This is a genomic window from Dolichospermum sp. LEGE 00240 (assembly GCF_015207875.1).
Classification (GTDB): domain Bacteria; phylum Cyanobacteriota; class Cyanobacteriia; order Cyanobacteriales; family Nostocaceae; genus Dolichospermum; species Dolichospermum gracile.
The window spans coordinates 1-19,809 of sequence record NZ_JADEVZ010000085.1; the positions used below are offsets into that span (position 1 = coordinate 1).

General features: G+C 37.0%; 25 protein-coding genes and 2 pseudogenes. 17 read left to right on the forward strand and 10 right to left on the reverse strand.

Annotated elements, in window-relative coordinates; genetic code table 11:
- Positions 1-3,245 (forward strand): chromosome segregation protein SMC (gene smc / locus IQ226_RS21250; RefSeq protein ID WP_193898710.1); only part of this gene is annotated, 3,245 nt, incomplete at its 5' end.
- A 63-nt stretch (positions 3,246-3,308) separates the two neighbouring features.
- Here smc and IQ226_RS21255 read toward each other — a convergent pair.
- From IQ226_RS21255 to IQ226_RS21270, 4 genes are all read right to left on the reverse strand, one after another.
- A complete protein-coding gene (locus IQ226_RS21255; RefSeq protein ID WP_193898712.1) occupies positions 3,309-3,758 on the reverse strand; it encodes an HNH endonuclease in 450 nt (149 codons plus the stop codon).
- A gap of 11 nt (positions 3,759-3,769) precedes the next feature.
- Positions 3,770-4,171, reverse strand: a complete 402-nt coding sequence (locus IQ226_RS21260) for a hypothetical protein (protein ID WP_228039583.1) — start codon at positions 4,169-4,171, stop codon at positions 3,770-3,772.
- A gap of 45 nt (positions 4,172-4,216) precedes the next feature.
- Positions 4,217-4,801: a hypothetical protein gene (locus IQ226_RS21265; RefSeq protein WP_193898716.1), complete on the reverse strand. Its 585-nt coding sequence runs from the start codon at positions 4,799-4,801 to the stop codon at positions 4,217-4,219.
- Positions 4,802-5,183: 382 nt separating this feature from the next.
- Positions 5,184-6,224, reverse strand: a complete 1,041-nt coding sequence (locus IQ226_RS21270) for a hypothetical protein (RefSeq protein ID WP_193898718.1) — start codon at positions 6,222-6,224, stop codon at positions 5,184-5,186.
- 178 nt (positions 6,225-6,402) lie between these two features.
- Between IQ226_RS21270 and IQ226_RS21275 the strand changes: the two genes are divergently transcribed.
- Complete coding sequence (locus IQ226_RS21275) at positions 6,403-6,606, forward strand: type II toxin-antitoxin system HicB family antitoxin (protein ID WP_246862935.1); 204 nt, start codon at positions 6,403-6,405, stop codon at positions 6,604-6,606.
- Entirely contained in the window at positions 6,603-6,797 is a 195-nt protein-coding gene (locus IQ226_RS21280) for a type II toxin-antitoxin system HicA family toxin (protein WP_193898719.1), read from the forward strand. Before IQ226_RS21275 ends, IQ226_RS21280 begins: the two co-directional genes overlap by 4 nt.
- Before the next feature lie 61 nt (positions 6,798-6,858).
- Here the strand turns inward: IQ226_RS21280 and IQ226_RS21285 are convergent, their stop codons facing one another.
- Positions 6,859-7,242 (reverse strand): hypothetical protein, encoded by a 384-nt coding sequence (locus IQ226_RS21285; RefSeq protein WP_193898721.1) that lies wholly within the window; start codon positions 7,240-7,242, stop codon positions 6,859-6,861.
- Between IQ226_RS21285 and IQ226_RS21290 the strand changes: the two genes are divergently transcribed.
- Positions 7,233-8,108, forward strand: coding sequence for an Rpn family recombination-promoting nuclease/putative transposase (locus IQ226_RS21290; protein WP_370567208.1), 876 nt, complete (start codon positions 7,233-7,235; stop codon positions 8,106-8,108). The genes IQ226_RS21285 and IQ226_RS21290 overlap by 10 nt on opposite strands.
- Before the next feature lie 209 nt (positions 8,109-8,317).
- On the opposite strand, the gene IQ226_RS21295 is transcribed toward IQ226_RS21290, so the two are convergent.
- Positions 8,318-8,533: a hypothetical protein gene (locus tag IQ226_RS21295; RefSeq protein WP_193898723.1), complete on the reverse strand. Its 216-nt coding sequence runs from the start codon at positions 8,531-8,533 to the stop codon at positions 8,318-8,320.
- On the opposite strand from IQ226_RS21295, the gene IQ226_RS21300 reads away from it, so the two are divergent.
- The 3 genes from IQ226_RS21300 (at position 8,532) to IQ226_RS21310 (ending at position 9,804) form a co-directional block, all read left to right on the forward strand.
- The gene (locus IQ226_RS21300) at positions 8,532-8,885 is read left to right on the forward strand and encodes a MarR family transcriptional regulator (protein WP_168632936.1); all 354 of its coding nucleotides are present in this window, start codon (positions 8,532-8,534) and stop codon (positions 8,883-8,885) included. The two genes, IQ226_RS21295 and IQ226_RS21300, sit on opposite strands and share 2 nt — an antisense overlap.
- Before the next feature lie 335 nt (positions 8,886-9,220).
- Entirely contained in the window at positions 9,221-9,457 is a 237-nt protein-coding gene (locus IQ226_RS21305; protein WP_015080100.1) for a DUF433 domain-containing protein, read from the forward strand.
- Positions 9,454-9,804, forward strand: a complete 351-nt coding sequence (locus IQ226_RS21310) for a DUF5615 family PIN-like protein (protein WP_193898725.1) — start codon at positions 9,454-9,456, stop codon at positions 9,802-9,804. The genes IQ226_RS21305 and IQ226_RS21310 overlap by 4 nt, the downstream gene beginning before the upstream one ends.
- A 323-nt stretch (positions 9,805-10,127) precedes the next feature.
- Here the strand turns inward: IQ226_RS21310 and IQ226_RS21315 are convergent, their stop codons facing one another.
- Both IQ226_RS21315 and IQ226_RS21320 read right to left on the reverse strand, forming a co-directional pair.
- Entirely contained in the window at positions 10,128-10,532 is a 405-nt protein-coding gene (locus IQ226_RS21315) for a type II toxin-antitoxin system VapC family toxin (RefSeq protein ID WP_015080096.1), read from the reverse strand.
- Between the two features lie 7 nt (positions 10,533-10,539).
- Positions 10,540-10,836: a hypothetical protein gene (locus IQ226_RS21320; RefSeq protein ID WP_168695580.1), complete on the reverse strand. Its 297-nt coding sequence runs from the start codon at positions 10,834-10,836 to the stop codon at positions 10,540-10,542.
- A 285-nt stretch (positions 10,837-11,121) separates the two neighbouring features.
- On the opposite strand from IQ226_RS21320, the pseudogene IQ226_RS21325 reads away from it, so the two are divergent.
- The 10 genes and pseudogenes from IQ226_RS21325 to IQ226_RS21370 form a co-directional block, all read left to right on the forward strand.
- A pseudogene (locus IQ226_RS21325) lies at positions 11,122-11,343 on the forward strand (hypothetical protein); the annotation flags it as partial.
- Positions 11,344-11,544: 201 nt separating this feature from the next.
- On the forward strand, positions 11,545-12,708 hold the full coding sequence (locus IQ226_RS21330) for a hypothetical protein (protein WP_210967753.1): 1,164 nt from the start codon (positions 11,545-11,547) through the stop codon (positions 12,706-12,708).
- A gap of 2 nt (positions 12,709-12,710) precedes the next feature.
- Positions 12,711-13,202 (forward strand): hypothetical protein, encoded by a 492-nt coding sequence (locus IQ226_RS21335; protein WP_193898727.1) that lies wholly within the window; start codon positions 12,711-12,713, stop codon positions 13,200-13,202.
- A complete protein-coding gene (locus tag IQ226_RS21340) occupies positions 13,177-13,803 on the forward strand; it encodes a hypothetical protein (protein WP_193898729.1) in 627 nt (208 codons plus the stop codon). Before IQ226_RS21335 ends, IQ226_RS21340 begins: the two co-directional genes overlap by 26 nt.
- Before the next feature lie 258 nt (positions 13,804-14,061).
- On the forward strand, positions 14,062-14,271 hold the full coding sequence (locus IQ226_RS21345) for a hypothetical protein (protein WP_148764008.1): 210 nt from the start codon (positions 14,062-14,064) through the stop codon (positions 14,269-14,271).
- The gene (locus IQ226_RS21350) at positions 14,268-14,681 is read left to right on the forward strand and encodes a type II toxin-antitoxin system VapC family toxin (protein WP_193898737.1); all 414 of its coding nucleotides are present in this window, start codon (positions 14,268-14,270) and stop codon (positions 14,679-14,681) included. The genes IQ226_RS21345 and IQ226_RS21350 overlap by 4 nt, the downstream gene beginning before the upstream one ends.
- A 544-nt stretch (positions 14,682-15,225) precedes the next feature.
- The gene (locus tag IQ226_RS21355) at positions 15,226-15,537 is read left to right on the forward strand and encodes an AAA family ATPase (protein ID WP_228039584.1); all 312 of its coding nucleotides are present in this window, start codon (positions 15,226-15,228) and stop codon (positions 15,535-15,537) included.
- A 23-nt stretch (positions 15,538-15,560) separates the two neighbouring features.
- The gene (locus IQ226_RS21360; RefSeq protein ID WP_370567209.1) at positions 15,561-15,941 is read left to right on the forward strand and encodes a DUF4276 family protein; all 381 of its coding nucleotides are present in this window, start codon (positions 15,561-15,563) and stop codon (positions 15,939-15,941) included.
- Positions 15,942-16,018: 77 nt separating this feature from the next.
- On the forward strand, positions 16,019-16,669 hold the full coding sequence (locus IQ226_RS21365) for an AAA family ATPase (protein ID WP_228039585.1): 651 nt from the start codon (positions 16,019-16,021) through the stop codon (positions 16,667-16,669).
- A gap of 282 nt (positions 16,670-16,951) precedes the next feature.
- Positions 16,952-17,874: pseudogene (locus tag IQ226_RS21370) on the forward strand (hypothetical protein); the annotation flags it as partial.
- 67 nt (positions 17,875-17,941) lie between these two features.
- On the opposite strand, the gene IQ226_RS21380 reads toward IQ226_RS21370, so the two are convergent.
- Both IQ226_RS21380 and IQ226_RS21385 read right to left on the reverse strand, forming a co-directional pair.
- On the reverse strand, positions 17,942-18,583 hold the full coding sequence (locus tag IQ226_RS21380; protein WP_193898741.1) for a restriction endonuclease subunit R: 642 nt from the start codon (positions 18,581-18,583) through the stop codon (positions 17,942-17,944).
- Between the two features lie 769 nt (positions 18,584-19,352).
- Complete coding sequence (locus IQ226_RS21385; RefSeq protein ID WP_228039586.1) at positions 19,353-19,613, reverse strand: hypothetical protein; 261 nt, start codon at positions 19,611-19,613, stop codon at positions 19,353-19,355.
- Positions 19,614-19,809 lie beyond the last annotated feature (196 nt).

Genomic DNA, 19,809 nt, shown 5'->3' on the forward strand with positions numbered 1-19,809 from the left:
GTGTGACTCGGCGGTTGCGGGTGTCTCAGCAGGGGGGGTATACGTCGAATTATTATATTAATGGTGTGGCTTGTACTCTGTCTGAGTTACATGAGGATTTGGAGGAACTGCGGATTTATCCTGAAGGGTATAATGTAGTATTGCAAGGGGATGTTACCAGCATCATTTCCATGAATGCGCGGGAACGTCGGGAAATTATTGATGAGTTGGCTGGGGTGGCGACTTATGATCGGAAAATTGTCCAGGCTAAGTCTACTTTAGATGAGGTGAAGGATAAGGAAGATAGTTGTCGGATTATTCAAACTGAGTTAAGTGGACAATGCGATCGCCTATCTCAAGATAAGGCTAAGGCGGAAAAGTATCAATTGTTGCGAATTGAATTTATCCAAAAACAATCCTGGGAAGCGGTGTTATCTTGGCGTTCTCTCCAAGCACAGCAGGAACAACTGGTGGCACAAGTTCAAGAAGGCGATCGCAATTTCAGTGATTTTACTACTCAGTTAAGTACAACTAATTCCCAAATTAATCAGAAGACTACTGAATTAGATCAGCTAAATCTCCGTGTGAAGGCTCTGGGTGAGGAGGAAGTTCTTGCTGTTCAGTCTAATCTCGCTACTCAGGAAGCGGAACGGAAACAACTCCAACGCCAACAGCGGGAATTGGAAACATCTATTCAAGAATCTACAAGGCGGTTAAATCAAACTTATCAAGAAATTCACCAATATCAACTTGCTTTAGAGGAAGCTAAAAAACAACAAAATGTAGAAATGTTGAATGTCACATCTCTACAATCAGAACGAGATAAAGCTCAACAAAATTTAGAATCTTCTCGTCAAGCTGCTGCGGAAATTGCCACCGCTTCCGAAGCTTGGGTACAACAACAAACGGCTTTAAATCGGCAAATTGAATCCTTATTGCATATTCTCGAACCCCAACGCACAGAACAAGCGCAATTACAAGAACGGAATACTCAATTACAACAACTGATTTCTGAACAGTCTCAATTAATTGCAACTTTAGAACCGGAATTAGCTCAAAAGCAAGCTGAATATGGACGTTTGGGAACGGAATTTAATGCTTCTACCCAACCCATTCAAAATTTAGCCGAAAATCTCGCAGCGACAGAACAAGAGTTACAAATTCAACAAGATACTCAAAAACGACTTTTACAAGAGCAACGGGACAAACAACGTCAACTAGATAAATTAGAAGCACAAACACAGGCACAACAGGAGATACAAGGAACACAAGCCAGTAAAGTAATTTTACAGTCAGAAATGCCCGGTTTGTGCGGTTTAGTCGTGCAATTAGGCAAGGTAGATCCTAAATATCAATTAGCTTTAGAAATGGCTGGTGGTGGGCGTTTAGGACATATTGTCGTAGAAGATGATAGCGTCGCATCCGCCGGCATTGAACTATTAAAACAAAAACGGGCGGGGAGAGCAACTTTTTTACCTTTAAATAAAATTAAAGTACCGAAATTTACCCAGGATGCAACCTTGCGTTTAGCCGATGGGTTTGTCAGTTATGCGGTAGATTTGGTAGAGTGCGATCGCCGTTATCATGATGTATTTGCCTATGTTTTTGGTGCAACGGTAGTATTTGCGACTCTTGCCCAAGCTCGGAAAAACATGGGACTATATCGCATAGTCACCTTACAAGGGGAATTATTAGAAACAAGCGGCGCAATGACTGGAGGTAGTGGCAGTCAACGTTCATCTTTACGCTTTGATCATGGTGAAGTTGGAGAATCTCAAGAAGTCGCTAATTTGAAAACTCGTTTAATAGATATTGATCGCATTTTAGAACGTTGTGGAGAAGCAATTTCTACTTTAGCAACTCGCACTAAAACATTAAGTTTAGAATTAACGGAAGCACGTCAAGGACGCAGAGAACAACAATTATATTTAGAGCAGTTACAAAAAGAGATTAAGAGTTTAACCGCGCAATTAACAACCACCTGCACCCAACTTTCCCAAAATACAGAAAAATTCACCACTGCACAATCTCGTTTAGAAATTTTAAATCGGGAATTACCAGAACAGGAAACTCAATTACAACAATTGAGACATACTTTAGCTGAGTTGGAATCTTCCCAAACTCCCAGTGAATGGCAACAAATCCAAGCTATCATTAAAACCCAAGAACAGGAATTACAACAACGAGAAACCGCGTTAAGAGATGTGCAACAACAATTAAAAAATCTGGAAAATCAACAACAACGATTACAAGAAAAAATAGAAGAATCCCAAATCAGAGTTATTCAATATCAGCAAGAAGAAACCACAGGAAAACAGCAACAAACAACAGTTAATAGTCAAGTTGAAGAATTGAATCATTTAATTACCGAAATTCAGGCTAAATTGGGTCAATTAGAAGAGAATTTAGGGGAAGAAAAGAAAAATCGAGATACAGCAGAAACCGAATTGCGATCGCTCTTATTGCGTCAACAACAATTACAATGGGAAATTGAGAAACTGCAAGAAACCCAAGAAAAACGCCGGGAAGACTTAACAGCATTACAAACCCAATTGCGAGATTTAGGTGCAGAATTACCCAGTCCCCTCCCAGAAGTTCCCAATAAAGTTGATTTAGAAGACTTACAAAAAGAATTGCGGAGTTTAGGTAAACGTTTACAGGCAATGGAACCTGTGAATATGTTAGCTTTGGAAGAATTCGATAAAGTCCAAGGTCGTCTTCAAGAACTTACGGAAAAATTAGAGACTTTAGAAGGTGAACGGACAGAATTATTATTAAGAATTGAAAACTTTACCACCCTCCGTCAAAAAGCATTTAAAGAAGCTTTTGATGCAGTAAATGAGAACTTTCAATCAATTTTTGCCACCTTATCAGATGGTGATGGTTATTTACAACTGGAAAATCCTGAAGACCCCTTTAGCAGTGGTTTAAACCTAGTCGCACATCCCAAAGGTAAACCCGTCCAACGTCTTGCTTCTATGTCAGGGGGAGAGAAATCCTTAACTGCATTAAGTTTTATTTTCTCCCTACAGCGTTATCGTCCCTCTCCATTTTACGCCTTTGATGAAGTGGATATGTTTTTAGATGGGTCAAATGTGGAAAGATTAGCGAAAATGATTAGACAACAGGCTGAACAGGCACAGTTTATTGTGGTAAGTTTGCGCCGTCCGATGATAGAATCAGCACAGCGGACAATTGGGGTGACTCAAGCTAGAGGTGCTTATACTCAAGTTTTGGGTATTAAGTTACAATCATCTGATCATTGAAGCAGTCCGCAGAATTGCGTAGGATATATAATTGTAAAGCGATCGCTATTTACTTAAATTAGTTTATTCCTTTAAAGACTGAAGCAAACTTTTAGGACGTACAGATTTTATAAAAGGATAAATTTCGGGATATTTTGTAAAAATATAAAGTTCATATTCATACCAGTGCATTTCTCCTTTTTCCAAATTACAATTTCGACAAATGACCCATAAATTTTGAAAATCTAATGATAACCAAGGATATTGTGATCTTGGTAACTTATGATCAATACTTCTTCCATTATCCTCTCTGTATTTATCATCGCAAATTGGACAATAATAATCGGAATTATCTCTTACCCATATTTTACTTTCCTCAGTTGTTCCACATTCTGAATCACCATTAATATATCTCCAGTTGTCAAATTTTCTGTAATTATCAAAATCTTGCTCAGTCAGTTTATGATATCTCTTTTTACCAATTTTATCTGCAAGTTTAAATAATTCCCCAATATCTTTATTTTCTAAGCTCATATTTATTATTCCTATAATTTTATAGTTCTATATGTTTTTTGATTGCGCTTTTTTGTAGGTTTAAATTTAGCATTTTGACTAAAATCAATAATTTCCATTTCTGTCTGGGGAAATTGTTTATCTATCTCCTCTGAAAGTTCATTAAGTTCTTTTGCTAGTTTTTGGTGAAAATCTTGTATTTCATCCTCCGTCAGATATTTATTACCAATACGATCCGCTTCTAAAAATAATTCTTCTAGGGTTAAATCTTCTACCTGATACTTTACTAAAAAATCTTGAATGGTGTTATGGAGATTAATCACATTATCCCAACCAAGATTTTTATAACCATTTTCTTTTAACCATTTTTGATCTGCTGGAGATAATTTAATTCTATTTTGTGAGTTATGTTTTTGCAGTTCACGATAACTCATCCCTTGAAAATTTCTCTTATTTCTATAATTAAGCATAAAAAATAATTAACCCTGTATGGATTGTAATAACTTGATTAAACCTTTCCGAATCTCACTATCTTGTAATCTCAATAAACTATTCATATTGATTGTTAATTGAAGTCTGATTTGATCTACTATATTTTTCAAATGTCTATTATCTTTTTGTAGTTGACTATTAGCTTCAGTTAACTCTTGATTATTAGAACTTAATGTATTTACTTTAGTTTTCAGATTTTTATTTTCTTTCGTAATGCGTTTAATATCTTCCTCTAATTTTCTTGTTTCCTGTTGTAATTCTTGCTTCCGTAAAGATGATTCTGATTTTAGTAGTTCTATATTTTTAATAGATTCTTGCAGTTCTAAATATTCAGATTGTAAAGATGAAAGTTTTGTTTCAGCGTGATAACGTCTACTTCCAAGGGAAGCATTGTTTTTACGAAGACCAGCATTTTTTTCAGCAAATGATTCAATTAACTTAACTGTTATAGGTTCACTATCAAGAATGTCAATAATTTGTTCACACTCTTCTTTATTCAACGCAGCACTGATATTTTTATTAATTCCATATTTTTCCATTAGAATTGTTTGTAATTGACCTTTAGATGCCATAAATTCCCTCAAAACTTCATCAATCAAAATGTTTACTTTTCAGACATAGACAATTTATATTTTAAGTATATTTGTACTATAAAGCACTTTTTTAATATGAATGAGTTAGCACTTCAAATAACATTATAACTAAAATAGGTTGCTTTTTAAAACAGTATCAACTGTATGAATACTGATTTAACAGTGTGAGATTTAAAACTGTCGTAAAGTCAAGCTTACCTAAAAAACAGCGAACCCCGTATATTTCCTGGTATCAGTGCGATCGCCGATCTTGTAGTGCGATCGCCGATCTTGTAGGGTGCGTTAATGAAATGTAACGCACCTTATTTTTAATTGAACAAAAGCAATTTTTTCGGAGTAATTTCTCAAGAGAAAGTCAGAATCATATCAGTGCGATCGCTCGTAGGTTAGATTGATAAAGTGCGATAGCGAAGCGCGACCTAGGAATCGCTCGTAGGTTGGATTGATAAAGTGCGATAGCGAAGCGCGACCTAGGAATCGCTCGTGGGTTAGATTTATAAAGTGCGACCGCTTGTAGGTTAGATTGATAAAGTGCGATCGCTTGTAGGTTGGATTGATAAAGTGCGATCACTCGTAGGTTAGATTGATGAATTGCGATCGCTGATAGGTTAGATTGATAAAGTGCGATCGCTTGTAGGTTGGATTGATAAGGTGCGATCGCTTGTAGGTTGGATTGATAAAGTGCGATCGCTTGTAGGTTGAATTGATAAATTGCGATCGCTGGTAGGTTGAATTGATAAATTGCGATCGCTCGTAGGTTAGATTGAGAAAGTGCTATCGCTCGTAGGTTAGATTGAGAAAGTGCTATCGCTCGTAGGTTAAATTGATCAAGTGCGATCGCTTGTAGGTTGGATTGACCAAGTGCGATCGCTTGTAGGTTGGATTGACCAAGTGCGATCGCTTGTAGGTTGGATTGATAAAGTGCGATCGCTTGTAGGTTGGATTGATAAAGTGCGATCGCTGGTAGGTTAGATTGAGAAAGTGCGACCGCTTGTAGGTTAGATTGATAAAGTGCGATCGCTTTTAGGTTGGATTGATGAAGTGCGATCACTCGTAGGTTAGATTGATGAATTGCGATCGCTTGTAGGTTGGATTGACCAAGTGCGATCGCTTGCAGGTTGGATTGATGAAGTGCGATTGCTTGTAGGTTGGATTGATAAAGTGCGATCGCTTGTAGGTTAGATTGATAAAGTGCGATAGCGAAGCGCGACCTAGGAATCGCTCGTGGGTTAGATTTATAAAGTGCGACCGCTTGTAGGTTAGATTGATAAAGTGCGACCGCTTGTAGGTTAGATTGATAAAGTGCGATTGCTTGTAGGTTGGATTGATAAGATGCGATCACTTGTAGGTTGGATTGACCAAGTGCGATCGCTTGTAGGTTGGATTGATAAAGTACGATCACTCGTAGGTTAGATTGATGAATTGCGATCGCTGATAGGTTAGATTGATAAAGTGCGATCGCTTGTAGGTTGGATTGATAAGGTGCGATCGTCTGTAAATAGCTGTTCTTGCGCCAATTTTGGTGATATACTTATTGAAAATATATATAATGTGCAACTATGAATTTTAAATTAACTAAAGTGTTCAAGAAAGTATCTGAAGGCTACATAGGTTTTGTCGAAGAACTGCCTGGAGCAAATACTCAAGCTGATACTCTTGATGAAGCACGAGTTAATCTGGAGGAAGCTATTGAGTTGGTACTTGAGGCTAACCGCTTTTTGACAGAGGAACTACTTCAAGATCAGGACGTTATTCGTGAACCTATTTTTTTATCAGTTGCATGAAGCGTCTAGATTTAATTCGTCATCTTGAAGCCAATGGTTGTGAGTTTTTAAGAGAAGGTGGTAGCCATACTATTTATGTCAATCGGGCTGCACAAAGGTCAACGTCTATTCCACGCCACCGTGAGATTAACAACTTACTTGCTAAAAAGATATGTCGTGATTTACAAGTGCCAGAGCCAAATACAACCTAATACTTCGTTAGAACTGACATTGCGATCGCTATTTATTGACGAAAGCGCGATCGCTCGTAGGTTAGATTGATAAAGTGCGATCGCTTGTAGGTTGGATTGATAAAAGTGCGATCGCTCGTGGGTTAGATTTATAAAGTGCGACCGCTTGTAGGTTAGATTGATAAAGTGCGATTGCTTGTAGGTTGGATTGATAAAGTGCGATCGCTTGTAGGTTAGATTGATAAAGTGCGATTGCTTGTAGGTTGGATTGATAAGATGCGATCGCTCGTGGGTTAGATTTATAAAGTGCGATTGCTTGTAGGTTGGATTGATAAGATGCGATCGCTCGTGGGTTAGATTTATAAAGTGCGACCGCTTGTAGGTTAGATTGATAAAGTGCGATTGCTTGTAGGTTGGATTGATAAAGTGCGATCGCTTGTAGGTTAGATTGATAAAGTGCGTTCAATTGTACCGTTATACAGAAAAATTCTGGATAAAACCAAGGGAAAAATTCTATCCGACTTTGAATTGAGTAAGCGGATATTATCGTATAATTTTTTCATGTATGACGATACCTGCCGATTTCTTGCCGAAAATTTTTCTGCTGACTTTGCCAGTTGGCTTTTGGGTGAACCTGTCACCCTGACACAAATCCAACCCTCGGAACTCTCCCTTGACCCGATTCGAGCCGATGCCTTGATTTTGCTGGAATCTAACGAATCCGTTTTACATATCGAGTTTCAAACGCTCCCTAAAAATAATATTCCATTTCGCATTTTGGATTACCGTGTGCGAATGTACCGAAAAGATCCGACTAAACCAATGCGACAGGTCGTAATTTACTTAAAGCAGACTAGATCGGAGTTGGCTTATCAAACGAGCTTTATGATGGAGCGGACGCGCCATGAGTTTGATGTCATCCGATTGTGGGAACAACCTGCATCACTGTTCCTGCAATATCCTGGGCTGATTCCCTTTGCGGTTTTGGGTGAAAGTGTGAATGCTGAGGAAACGTTGCGCCAAGTAGCTCAAAGGGTGGATCAGATTGCAGACCCTACGACAAAAGCAAACCTGATGGCAGCATCAGGGATTTTGGCTGGGCTAAAATTAGAAGATGAGATCGTTTATCGCATACTACGGAGAGACATCATGCAGGAATCCACTGTTTATCGTTCGATCGAAAGAGATGCTCGGAAAGAGGAGAAGCGTGCGATCGCGCTTAATCTTCTACGCGGTGGCGTGGCACTCAATCTTATTGTATCTTCAACAGGTTTATCGATCGAGGAAGTTCAACAGATTCAGCAGCAACTGAATGAGTCTGCAAAAAACTAAACTTGCTCGTAGGTGGTGTTAGGAAGTGCGATAGCGAAGCGCTCCGTAGGAATCGCTCATAGGTTCGATTGATAAAGTGCGTAAGCGTTGCGCTCCGCAGGAATCGCTCATAGGTTCGATTGATAAAGTGCGTAAGCGTTGCGCTCCGCAGGAATCGCTTGTAGGTTGGATTGACTAAGTGCGATAGCGAAGCGCTCCGTAGGAATCGCTCATAGGTTAGATTGATAAAATGCGATTGCTTGTAGGTTAGATTGACCAAGTGCGATCGCTTGTAGGTTAGATTGATAAAGTGCGATCGCTTGTTGCTTGGATTGATAAAGTGCGATCGCTTGTTGCTTGGATTGATAAAGTGCGATCGCTTGTTGCTTGGATTGATAAATTGCTTGACGATTTTGAAAAAGACATTGAAACCTGGAGTGAATCATGAAAGCAATTATTGAAGTAGCCAAGGGTGGTTCTGCAATCCGAGCCGCTCGTCAACAAATTAAAGACTCCGAAATTGGAAAGCCAGTAAATTTTAGACTTTCATTTGAATCTGCAAAATCACTTTTTAGTGAGCTAACACCTGCTAGACTTGATTTGCTTGATACTTTAAGCAAAATAGAGCCATGCAGTATTTACGCGCTGGCGAAAACAGCCGAAAGAAACTATTCAAACGTACACACAGACGTAAATCGCCTGGAAGAACTGGGATTAATTGAACGGACAGAAGAAGACAAAATATCTGTACCGTTTGAATCCGTTGAAATATTCATGCCACTAGCGAAAGCAGCGTGAGAAATTGATAAAGTGCGTAAGCGTTGCGCTCCGTAGGAATCACCTATTGGGTTTAAGTGCGATAGCTCACAGGTTAGATTGATAAAGTGCGTAAGCGTTGCGCTCCGTAGGAATCACCTATTGGGTTTAAGTGCGATAGCTCACAGGTTAGATTGATAAAGTGCGTAAGCGTTGCGCTCCGCAGGAATCGCTCATAGGTTGGATTGATAAAGTGCGTAAGCGTTGCGCTCTGTAAGAGTCGTGCAACGGTGACTTTCAGTTCGCTTTTTTCTATTGTCATAAAACTTGAAAAATCAAGTACAATTAATTTAGTGCCAACATAAAATCTAAATATCATGAATAACCTTCTATTAAATAGAATAACAATTAACCATGATATTTGTCATGGTAAACCCTGTATTCGTGGATTGCGCTATCCGGTGGAAATGATTTTAGAACTTTTGAGTTCAGGCATGAATATTGATGATATTTTAGAAGATTATGATGATTTAGAATACGAAGACATTTTAGCAGTTCTCAGCTTTGCTACTCGACTCACTCAAGTTAAAAGTATTCTCCAATTAGTTTCATGAAATTCTTGATTGATGCTCAATTACCAATGCGAATTGCCAATTTATTAGAGAACTTAGGTTATGATGTTATACATACCAAAAATCTTCCTTTAAAAAATGCAACTCCAGATTCGGAAATCAACAAACTATCAATCCTGGAACAGAGAATTGTTATTACCAAAGATAAAGATTTTTTAGATTCTTTTTTAATCAAACAAGAGCCTTACAAACTACTACTAATAACCACAGGTAATATTAGTAACAAACAAATTGAACAACTTTTTCTACAAAATATTACTCAAATAATCGAATTGTTTTTGACCTATGATTTTTTAGAAATGACTAGAGATAGTTTGATTATTCATTAGTGCGAGTTCGCCTGTTGGGGAAGCGTAATCAGCGATCGCTTGTAGTTTGGATTGAGCAAGTGCGATAGCGAAGCGCTCCGCAGGAATCGCTCGTAGGTTGGATTGATAAAGTGCGATAGCTCGTAGGTTAGATTAATAAAGTGCGATCGCTTGTTGCTTGGATTGATAAATTGCGATAGCGAAGCGCTCCGTAGGAATCGCTCGCAGGTTAGATGGATAAAGTACGAGTTCGCCACTTACACCCTGACCAAATGCGAAAAACCCAATAACAGCTTAACCGAACCTACAGTTTTAAATACATCAGCCAAAAAATAATTTAATCATCATAATTCTACCCAATTCTCTAAACTTAAACCCTCAACTCTGGCTAAATCACTATCATTAGAAACCACAATTAAATCTTTAAGAATAGCAGTAGCAGCGATTAAAACATCTTCAGTTTGAATTGGTACACCCCTTAATCTCAAATTAGCATGAATTTGGGCAGCTTTTTCTAAAATTGCCAAATCATCTAAGAAAATAATCGGATATTCTTGACAAAATTCCTCAAATCTTGCTCTTTGTTTTGGTGCATCAACCGCTAAAAAACCTCGCCTAATTTCAAAATAGGTGATACAACTAATAAAAATCTTTTCTTCCTTAGACTCACTAATTGTAATCTTGTGAAGAATTTGGGAATTTTGTTTGAGTGCTAAAGAAACAATATTAGTATCTAATAAATAATTCATAAATTTTCTATTTTCTTTTAACTGCATCATCAAAAATTGCCATTTGTTCAGGAGTAAAATCCTCTCCTATTTTAGCCAAAAGGTGTAGAGCCATGATACCACTACAACGCTTTTTAAGACTTTCTTCTGATATCTGACTAAATTCTTCTAAAGAAAAGTTTTCTTTAAATACTTTTACTAAATCTTGAACCATTTTCCTATAATTTAGATCCTCTTTAAATAAAGGACGTTCTTCCATTAAAATAGCAACAACATTCTCAATTCTCTTAATTATTGATTCTTGTTTCATATCAGTTGATAACATAATTATTACCTCACTAAATAGTCTTTATGTTCATTATATCAAGTTTGTGAACTTTTGGGAATTATTTATACTAACACTTTTAAATCACCAATGAGTCCCCAAAAGTTTGTAGCGACTGTTTTGAATGTCAAGCGATAGCGAAGCGCGACCTAGGAATCGTTTGTAGTTTGGATTGATAAAGTGCGATAGCGAAGCGCGACCTAGGAATCGTTTGTAGGTTGGATTGATAAAGTGCGATAGCGAAGCGCGACCTAGGAATCGTTTGTAGTTTGGATTGATAAAGTGCGATCGCCATTTTACGCCTTTGATGAAGTGGATATGTTTTTAGACGGGTCAAATGTGGAACGATTAGCGAGAATGATCAAACAACAGGCAGAACAGGCACAGTTTATAGTTGTGAGCTTGCGCCGTCCGATGATAGAATCAGCACAGAGGACAATTGGGGTGACTCAAGCTAGAGGTGCATATACTCAAGTTTTGGGTATTAAGTTGCAATCATCTAATTGATAGGTAAGAGCTAATCAGGGGGATAAAAATTTATCTTTTTAATTACCCATTACCAATTGTCAAGTTTCTGTTAAAAATAGTGATATCCATAAACTGGATTCGAGATTGGCTACGGCACAGCGAACAGGACGTACCTGGTGATACAATATATTTAATTTTTATGAGTTATTCAAAGGCCCAATTTTAGGTACAAATAAGGCTATGCAAGTAAAAATCATTGGACAAGCAAAAGATTTACGGACAAATACAGATATTCTTTATGCTCAATTATCCATACAAGACTATTTATGTTTAGTTGGAGATAACTTTGATGATTATGAACCTCAAAGAAGGCGCGAGAAATACAAAGCATATGATCGAATGAAATTGGATATCAAGCGCGGTGCTTTATTACCTTCTATAACTCTCGCAGTAAAACCAGAATTAGTCAGTAATCTCTTACCTCTGTTAAAAGAACCGGATAATAAAGAACTTGAAACTGCTTTAAGTAAACCAGGACAAGTAGATATTTTGGATGGATTGCAACGGACTTTTATTTTAAGCGACATAGCTAAGGAGAGTTTTAACTTTAATCCAGAACAGAAAGTTCTTGTGGAGTTCTGGCTTGAAGGTAACATCCGAAATCTTATTTATCGAATTATTGTCCTAAATGCAGGACAGAAACCGATGACTATGAAACATCAGATTGGTCTTTTGTTCATCACTCTAAATGACACACTTAAGACTGAAATACCAGATATTGAAATTTTCAAAGAAAAAGAATCTGCACGCCGAACAAAGGCTAGAAGATACCATCTAGATAGAATTGCCACCGCATATCAAAGCTTTATAACTAAAAGTGCAGAAATTCAGAGACAGAATGTTGTCGCACAGAAATTAGTTGAAGAAGAAATTTTAGATTCTACAGAAAAGGAACTTGGAGATCAGTTTGAAGATTTCAAAAATTATCTAAGAATCTATGCCGATTTAGATGTTGAAATATCTCGAATATATACAGGAAATGCTGATCAAGAAATACTCAATAGTATAAAAGCTGAACAAGAAATACCAAATGGTATAAAATGGTTTGGAGAAGAAAGTGTTATGAACTCTTTTTTTGCTGCCCTTGCCCTTGCATCTAGCAATAATAATTCAGAGCGAGTACAAAAAGCTTTAGATACTCTTCTAAAATCACTTAGAGATACTCAAGAAGGAGATGATCCTCTAGCATTGGAAAAATTACAGGAGTTAGAAAGTGGATTTAATGCGCGTAAGGTAAGTCTGGGCTTTGCAAAAAGGAAACTTCTGACAAATGGCTTCAAAGAATACTTTCGTGAGGCAGGAAAAGAAAGTTTTGTTAATTGTTGGATAACAGCAGCAGAGTAACTATGAAATATGATGATTTAAAAGAACTTGATGATAGTGATCTTCCCTATGATATAACTCACTTCTCTGAACATGATGGTATTTGCACTCTCAACGGAATGATACCGATACCAGTAGATGCGGTATCCTTTTCCTACGAGGGTGATGAAGACATTGAAATTTATAATGAGCGTGATAACTTTTTGGGTGTTCTCTGTATATGTAAATCTAATACTGATATAAATATTGCAAGTCTAACAGAGGCAAGATATATTGCTTATATTAATGAAGTTGACAAAGATACGTTTCGGTTTCCCTACAAATTTATTAAAAACTACTTAGTGATTGATGTATGTGAGTATGAAGATTATAAAAATAACTATATGGATTCTGCACCTATTTGGGGAGGATTTTTCCACTCAAATGCAGCATCTAATTTACATCAAGCATATCGTTTTAAGCCTTCTAGATTGATTGCTAGACCTAGCATTGTACTTCCAACTTCCCTATCATAAAGAAAGTTGCATTCGTTCAGTAGTTCAACCCTATGCTTTTGAAAGATTTTTAAAGCTTTATCACCTTCTGGAACTGATTTTCGACTGGAACTTAGTTCAGCAAATAAAAAGTTTAGATAATGATTTACAAGGAATAGGACAATTACTCAATCAATATAGCAACAATAAGGAAATTGATAGCTTAAAAAAGTTACTTAAAAGTAAATGTGATGATCAGAACAAAGTTGATAAAATTGCAGATTGTCTAAATAAAATTAACTCTCCAGATTATTTAGATAAGGGAATGAAGATTTTTTTCGATTATGGTAAAGACGGTAATCCTTACAACAAAATCAATAATATTATTCCATTTCAAGATTTGATGAACAGGGGAGGATTTACCCGAAGTAATTCCAGAGATTCATCTATTACAGGCATAACAGAAAATAACTATAAAGGGTTAGTAATAGATTTTTTAGCCTATTGTATATATCGTGTGAGATGTTGTACTGCTCACAATCGCATAGGTGAGTATGTTATGTCTAACGATGATGAAGGATTCGTTGTTGAATTTGCTGAACCCTTGCTTCGTGAGGTACTATGTCAAATATTTAGTGAGTGAAGATTGAGAAACATAAAGCAATGCGATCGCTGGTAGGTTGGATTGACCAAGTGCGATAGCGAAGCGCGACCTAGGAATCGCTCGTGGGTTGGATTGATAAAGTGCGATCGCCTGTTGGGGTTAGGTGTAATCGGCGATCTTGTAGTGCGATAGCAAAGCGTTTCGTTGGAATCGCTATTTACACTCTGACCAAGTGCGAAAAACTCAATAACACGCTAAAATTATCATATATCTACAAAATTAACTAGGTAATTAAACATGAGGTTAAAAGCAACTGATCAAGGCTTATTTATCCCTAAAGAACTATTAGGGGAAGCTCAAGAATTTGAAATTATTACAGACCACGAAAAGCTGATAATCACTCGGATCAAAAAATCATCGTCAATCTGGGACTTAGGCAAAAATCCTGTGGAATGTGATGTACAAGATGGAGCGGTTAATCATGATCATTATTTGTATAACAAATGAAAAACATATATTTTTTAGATACAAGCTATATTTTAGCTTTGGAAATAAAAAATGAATATGCTCATCACCAAGTAATACAAAACTGGTCTAATTTAGCGATTTCAAAACCATTTTTAGTCACGACAACTTATGTTTTTGATGAAATGGTCACTTTTTTAAATAGCCGAAATCTTCATCATAAAGCTGTTGAAATTGGTAATCAGTTACTAGAAAGTCCAGACATAGAATTAGTTGAGATAGATCAGGTTTTATTCAACCAAGGATGGGAATATTTTCAAAAATATCAGGATAAGTCTTACTCTTTGACAGATTGTTTATCCTTCATTGTCATGCAAGACCGAAAAATTTCTACAGCCTTAACCTTAGATAATCATTTTCGTCAAGCAGGATTTAAAGTTTTACCATCATAATTTTATGTTTTCGATTCTTCGCTGATTTGTGCAATTAGTGCGATCGCCGATCTTGTAGGGTGCGTTAATGAATGTCACGCACCTTATTTTTAATTGAACAAAAGTGCGATAGCGAAGCGCGACCTAGGAATCGCCTGTAGGTTAGATTGATAAAGTGCGATAGCGAAGCGCGACCTAGGAATCGCTCGTAGGTTGGATTGACCAAGTGCGATCGCCTTTTGGGGTTAAGTGTAATCGGCGAACTGACAAGTCAGCGCTTACGCGATCGCTCAAATTAGACATATAAAGCGAGATCGTTTATAATATACTGAATGGACAACATATATTAGACAACCATTCAACCATAGGAGCTATCTATGTTGTGACAAGAACTTAAAGAGAAGATATTCAAACTACCATCAAGCGAACTGACAAGTCAGCGATTGCGCGATCGCAAAACATCAATAATTGTTTATTCACTATCAGGAAATGGATAGATACATTAGAGTAAAGTCACCCAAAATATTAGCAACAATGTAGTTTTATTTAAGATTAGGAGAAGAAAATGGAAGGTAAAAGATTTATTCATAAAATCAAATTACAAAACTTTCTCTCCTATGGAAGTGATGGGGAAGAAATTGAATTACAACCGCTAAATGTATTAATTGGTGCTAATACATCTGGTAAGTCTAATTTAATTGAAGCTATTGGTATTTTAAAAGCTACTCCTACAAATTTACCTGCACCTTTTCGTCAAGGTGGAGGTATTAATCAATTTTTATGGAAAGGTAATAAAGTTTTAGAAGTAAAATTATTGCAGGTAAGGAAACTACAAGCAGTCTCCGTGAAGGATTTAATAAATTTTTTCAAGAGTTAGTTGATATTGCTAGAAAACAAAAAATAGAGTTTAGGATAGTCATGTGTGGTTCTCGTGCAGATGCTTATGAAAATTTTAAATTGTCTCTAGAATCTAATCCTGAATCTTTCAATATTTTATTAATTGATTCCGAGTCTCCAATATCTCCTGATCAAAATTCTTGGGAACATTTGAGAAATAGAAAAGAGGATCAATCTTGGATTAGAGGTGATAACCTGGATTATGATGATGATCAATGTCATTTTATGGTTCAAGCAATGGAATCTTGGTTTGTTGCTGATATTGATGCTTTAAGAAACTTCTATGGTGAAGGATTTAAAGAAGAAAAAATCACAAGAGGAATGAGAAATTACCAAAATATAGAACAGGTTTCTCCTAAAACTTTATTAGTATGGTTAGATTGATAAAGTGCGATCGCTTGTTGGTTGATATAATCTGTGCGATTGGTACAGAATATTAGTGTAAACATTTAAAGTAATCTATGCTAAATAATCTAAATATTAAAAACTTCACAGTTTTTCCTAGTGCAAATCTCCAATTCTCTAAACATCTGAATGTAATAGTTGGAGAAAACGGATCGGGGAAAACACATCTTCTTAAAGTTGCTTATTCAGCACTTGCAACCAGTTGGGAAGAAAGCCGCAAACCAACAAGCAGTATACCAACAAAAGCTTTATTGCAAACTCGTATAGCAGATAAGCTTATCAATGTTTTTCGTCCAGAATCTCTTGGACGACTCGCTAGAAGAAAGCAAGGACGTGAGAGATGTGACATTAAACTCTTGTTTGAAGATAAACAGTTCAATTTTGAATTTAGCTTTTCTACGAATAGTAAAACAGAAGTGCTAATAGAGCAAGTTCCAAAGGGTTGGCTTGACACTTCACCAGCTTATATCCCAACTCGTGAATTGCTGAGTATTTTCCCAAACTTTGTTTCAGTGTACGAAGGCCATTACCTTGAATTTGAAGAGATATCTATGTTGTTACAAGAACTTAAAGAACAGATATTCAAACTACCATCAAGCGATCGCCTTGCGTTAGTCAGTGCCATAATTGAGTCATTGCAAAATCAGCCAACTTTCGATGTTGATCGCTCTGGCGCAATTCAACGGATGCGGGGTTTGTTAAAATAGACCAACCTACACCAACTGATGAACAAGTAGCTGCAATGTTAGAAGAGCGACGAGCGGAGAAGTATCTTTAGTGAGAGTTTTAGTTGATACCAATATTGTCCTAGATTTTCTGTTGCAACGAGAGCCATTTTCCCAAGACGCAGAACTGCTGTTTCAAGCGATTGAATATATAAAGTGCTATCGCTCGTAGGTTGGACTGATAAAGTGCGATCGTGTGTAGGTTGGATTGATAAGGTGCGATAGCGAAGCGCTCCGCAGGAATCGCTCGTAGGTTGGATTGATAAAGTGCGATCGCTCTTATTGCGTCAACAACAATTACAATGGGAAATTGAGAAACTGCAAGCAACCCAAGAAAAACGCCGGGAAGATTTAACAGCATTACAAACCCAGTTACGAGATTTAGGTGCAGAATTACCCAATCCTTTACCAGAAGTTCCTGCGAAAGTTGATTTAGAAGACTTACAAAAAGAATTGCGGACTATAGGTAAACGATTACAGGCAATGGAACCTGTAAATATGTTAGCCTTAGAAGAATATGATAAAGTCCAAAGTCGTCTCCAAGAACTCACCGAAAAATTAGAGACTTTGGAAGGTGAACGGACAGAATTATTATTAAGAATTGAAAACTTTACCACCCTCCGACAAAAAGCATTTAAAGAAGCTTTCGACGCAGTAAATGAGAATTTCCAATCAATTTTTGCTATTCTTTCCGATGGTGACGGTTATTTACAACTAGATAATCCCGAAGATCCTTTTAACAGTGGTTTAAACCTAGTCGCACACCCCAAAGGTAAACCCGTCCAACGGCTTGCTTCTATGTCAGGAGGAGAAAAATCCTTAACTGCATTAAGTTTTATATTCTCCCTACAACGTTATCGTCCTTCTCCATTTTAAGCTGTTGTGCATTTAGTTTGTATAATTCTAGCGGGCAAGATGCCCGCACCACAAAGTTCAAGTAAATTATGGTTATCAAATTTAGCTGCGTAACAGCTTATGCCTTTGACGAAGTGGATATGTTTTTAGATGGGTCAAATGTGGAACGATTAGCGAGAATGATTAAACAACAGGCAGAACAGGCACAGTTTATAGTTGTGAGTTTGCGCCGTCCGATGATAGAATCAGCACAGCGGACAATTGGGGTGACACAAGCTAGAGGCGCTTATACTCAGGTTCTGGGTATTAAGTTGCAATCATCTGACCATTAAAGCAGTCAACAGGATTGCGTAAGATAGATAATTGTGAAGCTATTCCTAGGTCGCGCTTCGCTATCGCCTAACTCCTCAAATCACCAATATAAGCTCCAATTTGTTTAAGTCCCTGTAAAACTTGGATGCGTTCTGCTGTATTTTCAAGTAACCGGTAAGTATGCGATCGCGTATATTGAGGGACATCTTGGTGGCGATCGCATTTCAAAAACAATACTTCTCTGCCATTTGTAACCATTCCATAACAACTTGACTGCAAATTAGGAGCGCTCAATAAATAAGTAAGTGCTTGGGGAATTCCTGCGGTAACGTCCAGCCTTGCAGGTTTTGATTCGATTACCAAAATCCAAAAACTATCTTGGATTACCAAAATATCAATTCTGCCTTGAACCGCCATAGCGTTAGCTTCGTCAGCAACTTCGATACTGGTACTTACTTCTGCTTTTACCAAAAAAGGAAATTGATAGAAACCAGCCAAATCTAGTAATGGTGATACTACGACAAGCTTAACAATTTCTTCAAGGGGCGGTTCTTCTTGACTGAGATAGGTATAGTTGCGAGTGAGGCGATCTAGTCCTTGTAGTTCCGATTCAGTTAGAGTCGGCGCGTTATTTAACCATTTATCAAAAAAGTGATCGCTAGAATTGAGTCTCAAACCAAAGGTTTGACGGAGATTGCTAAGGGTAAGGCTACTAGCATTTGTAATCACAGTTAAATCCTTGTAGTAATTACATGAATTTTAGAAGTTTAGGAATTTGATTTAGGTTCTAATACTTAATATACAATACATATAAGGAAAAGAGCGATCATTTTGATCTAGAGGTGATCGATTGCCGGTCAATTTTGCCGTTGTGTTGAGGTAAATGTCAATCAAGCGCTTGAGGATTTATTCAAAAGTGCAGGGAGTTTATTAGGATGAAGTGCGATCACCTGTTGGGTTTAAGTGTAATCGCCGAACTGACAAGTCAGCACTTGCGCGATCGCAAAACATAAATAATTGTGTATTCCTTACCCAAAATATTAGCAATAATATTGATTATCCTCAAAAATTACATTCAATTTTACTTGATTATACGCTTAGTTTTACCACATATAATCAAAGATTTGATTTAGTAGATGAATTTATCGAACCAGAAACGAGAAAAGAAGGTTTTCAATTTTATTATCTTAGAGGGTGTTTGAAAAGTTAGAAGTTGAGTAAAAAAAGCTCTCAGGGTATAATCTGTAAATACAAAAATACAGAACCGTAGAGAGCAATGAGTAAAGTATACTCCAGCAACCTAACTAAAGAACAGTGGGAACTAAACCAGAAACATCTCCGAGATTTGTAACCAGTATTGAGGTGAACTCAGGTGAGATCAGTTGTAGGTTGGATTGACTAAAGTGCGTAAGCGTTGCGCGACCTAGGAATCGCTTGTAGGTTAAATTGATAAATTGCGATCGCGCAACACTGACTTTCAGTTCGATTTTTTCTATGTTTATATTATAAATATAACTCTCTGCGCCTCTGCGTGAAAAAAAAGTGATTTTAATTTTTTAATTAGTTCGTGATTATTTATAGAACGAACTTCCAGCCATGACACTAATTTTACAGCTAAAACAGCAGGATGATTTCCTGTGGTTAATTCTTCATAGACTTGTTGAGAAATTATCACTCTGCCAAAAATAGCCTGAAGTAAATCTAATTTACCAATTTTAGCAAGTTCACTTAATGGGGTTGTATCAGAAACAATAATCATAAATTATTTGCTTTTAACCCCATTCTCGCTTGATTGATTTCTGACTGAAATTCCTCTAAACATATAATTTAGGACTTACGCATTGACAAAAAAATGAATCTATGTTGATGAAGCAGCACAAGCATTGGTAAGATTGTCCACAATGTAGTCGCGCACAACTAAAGTGAATAAGTTTCTTTGCACTTCATACCAATTA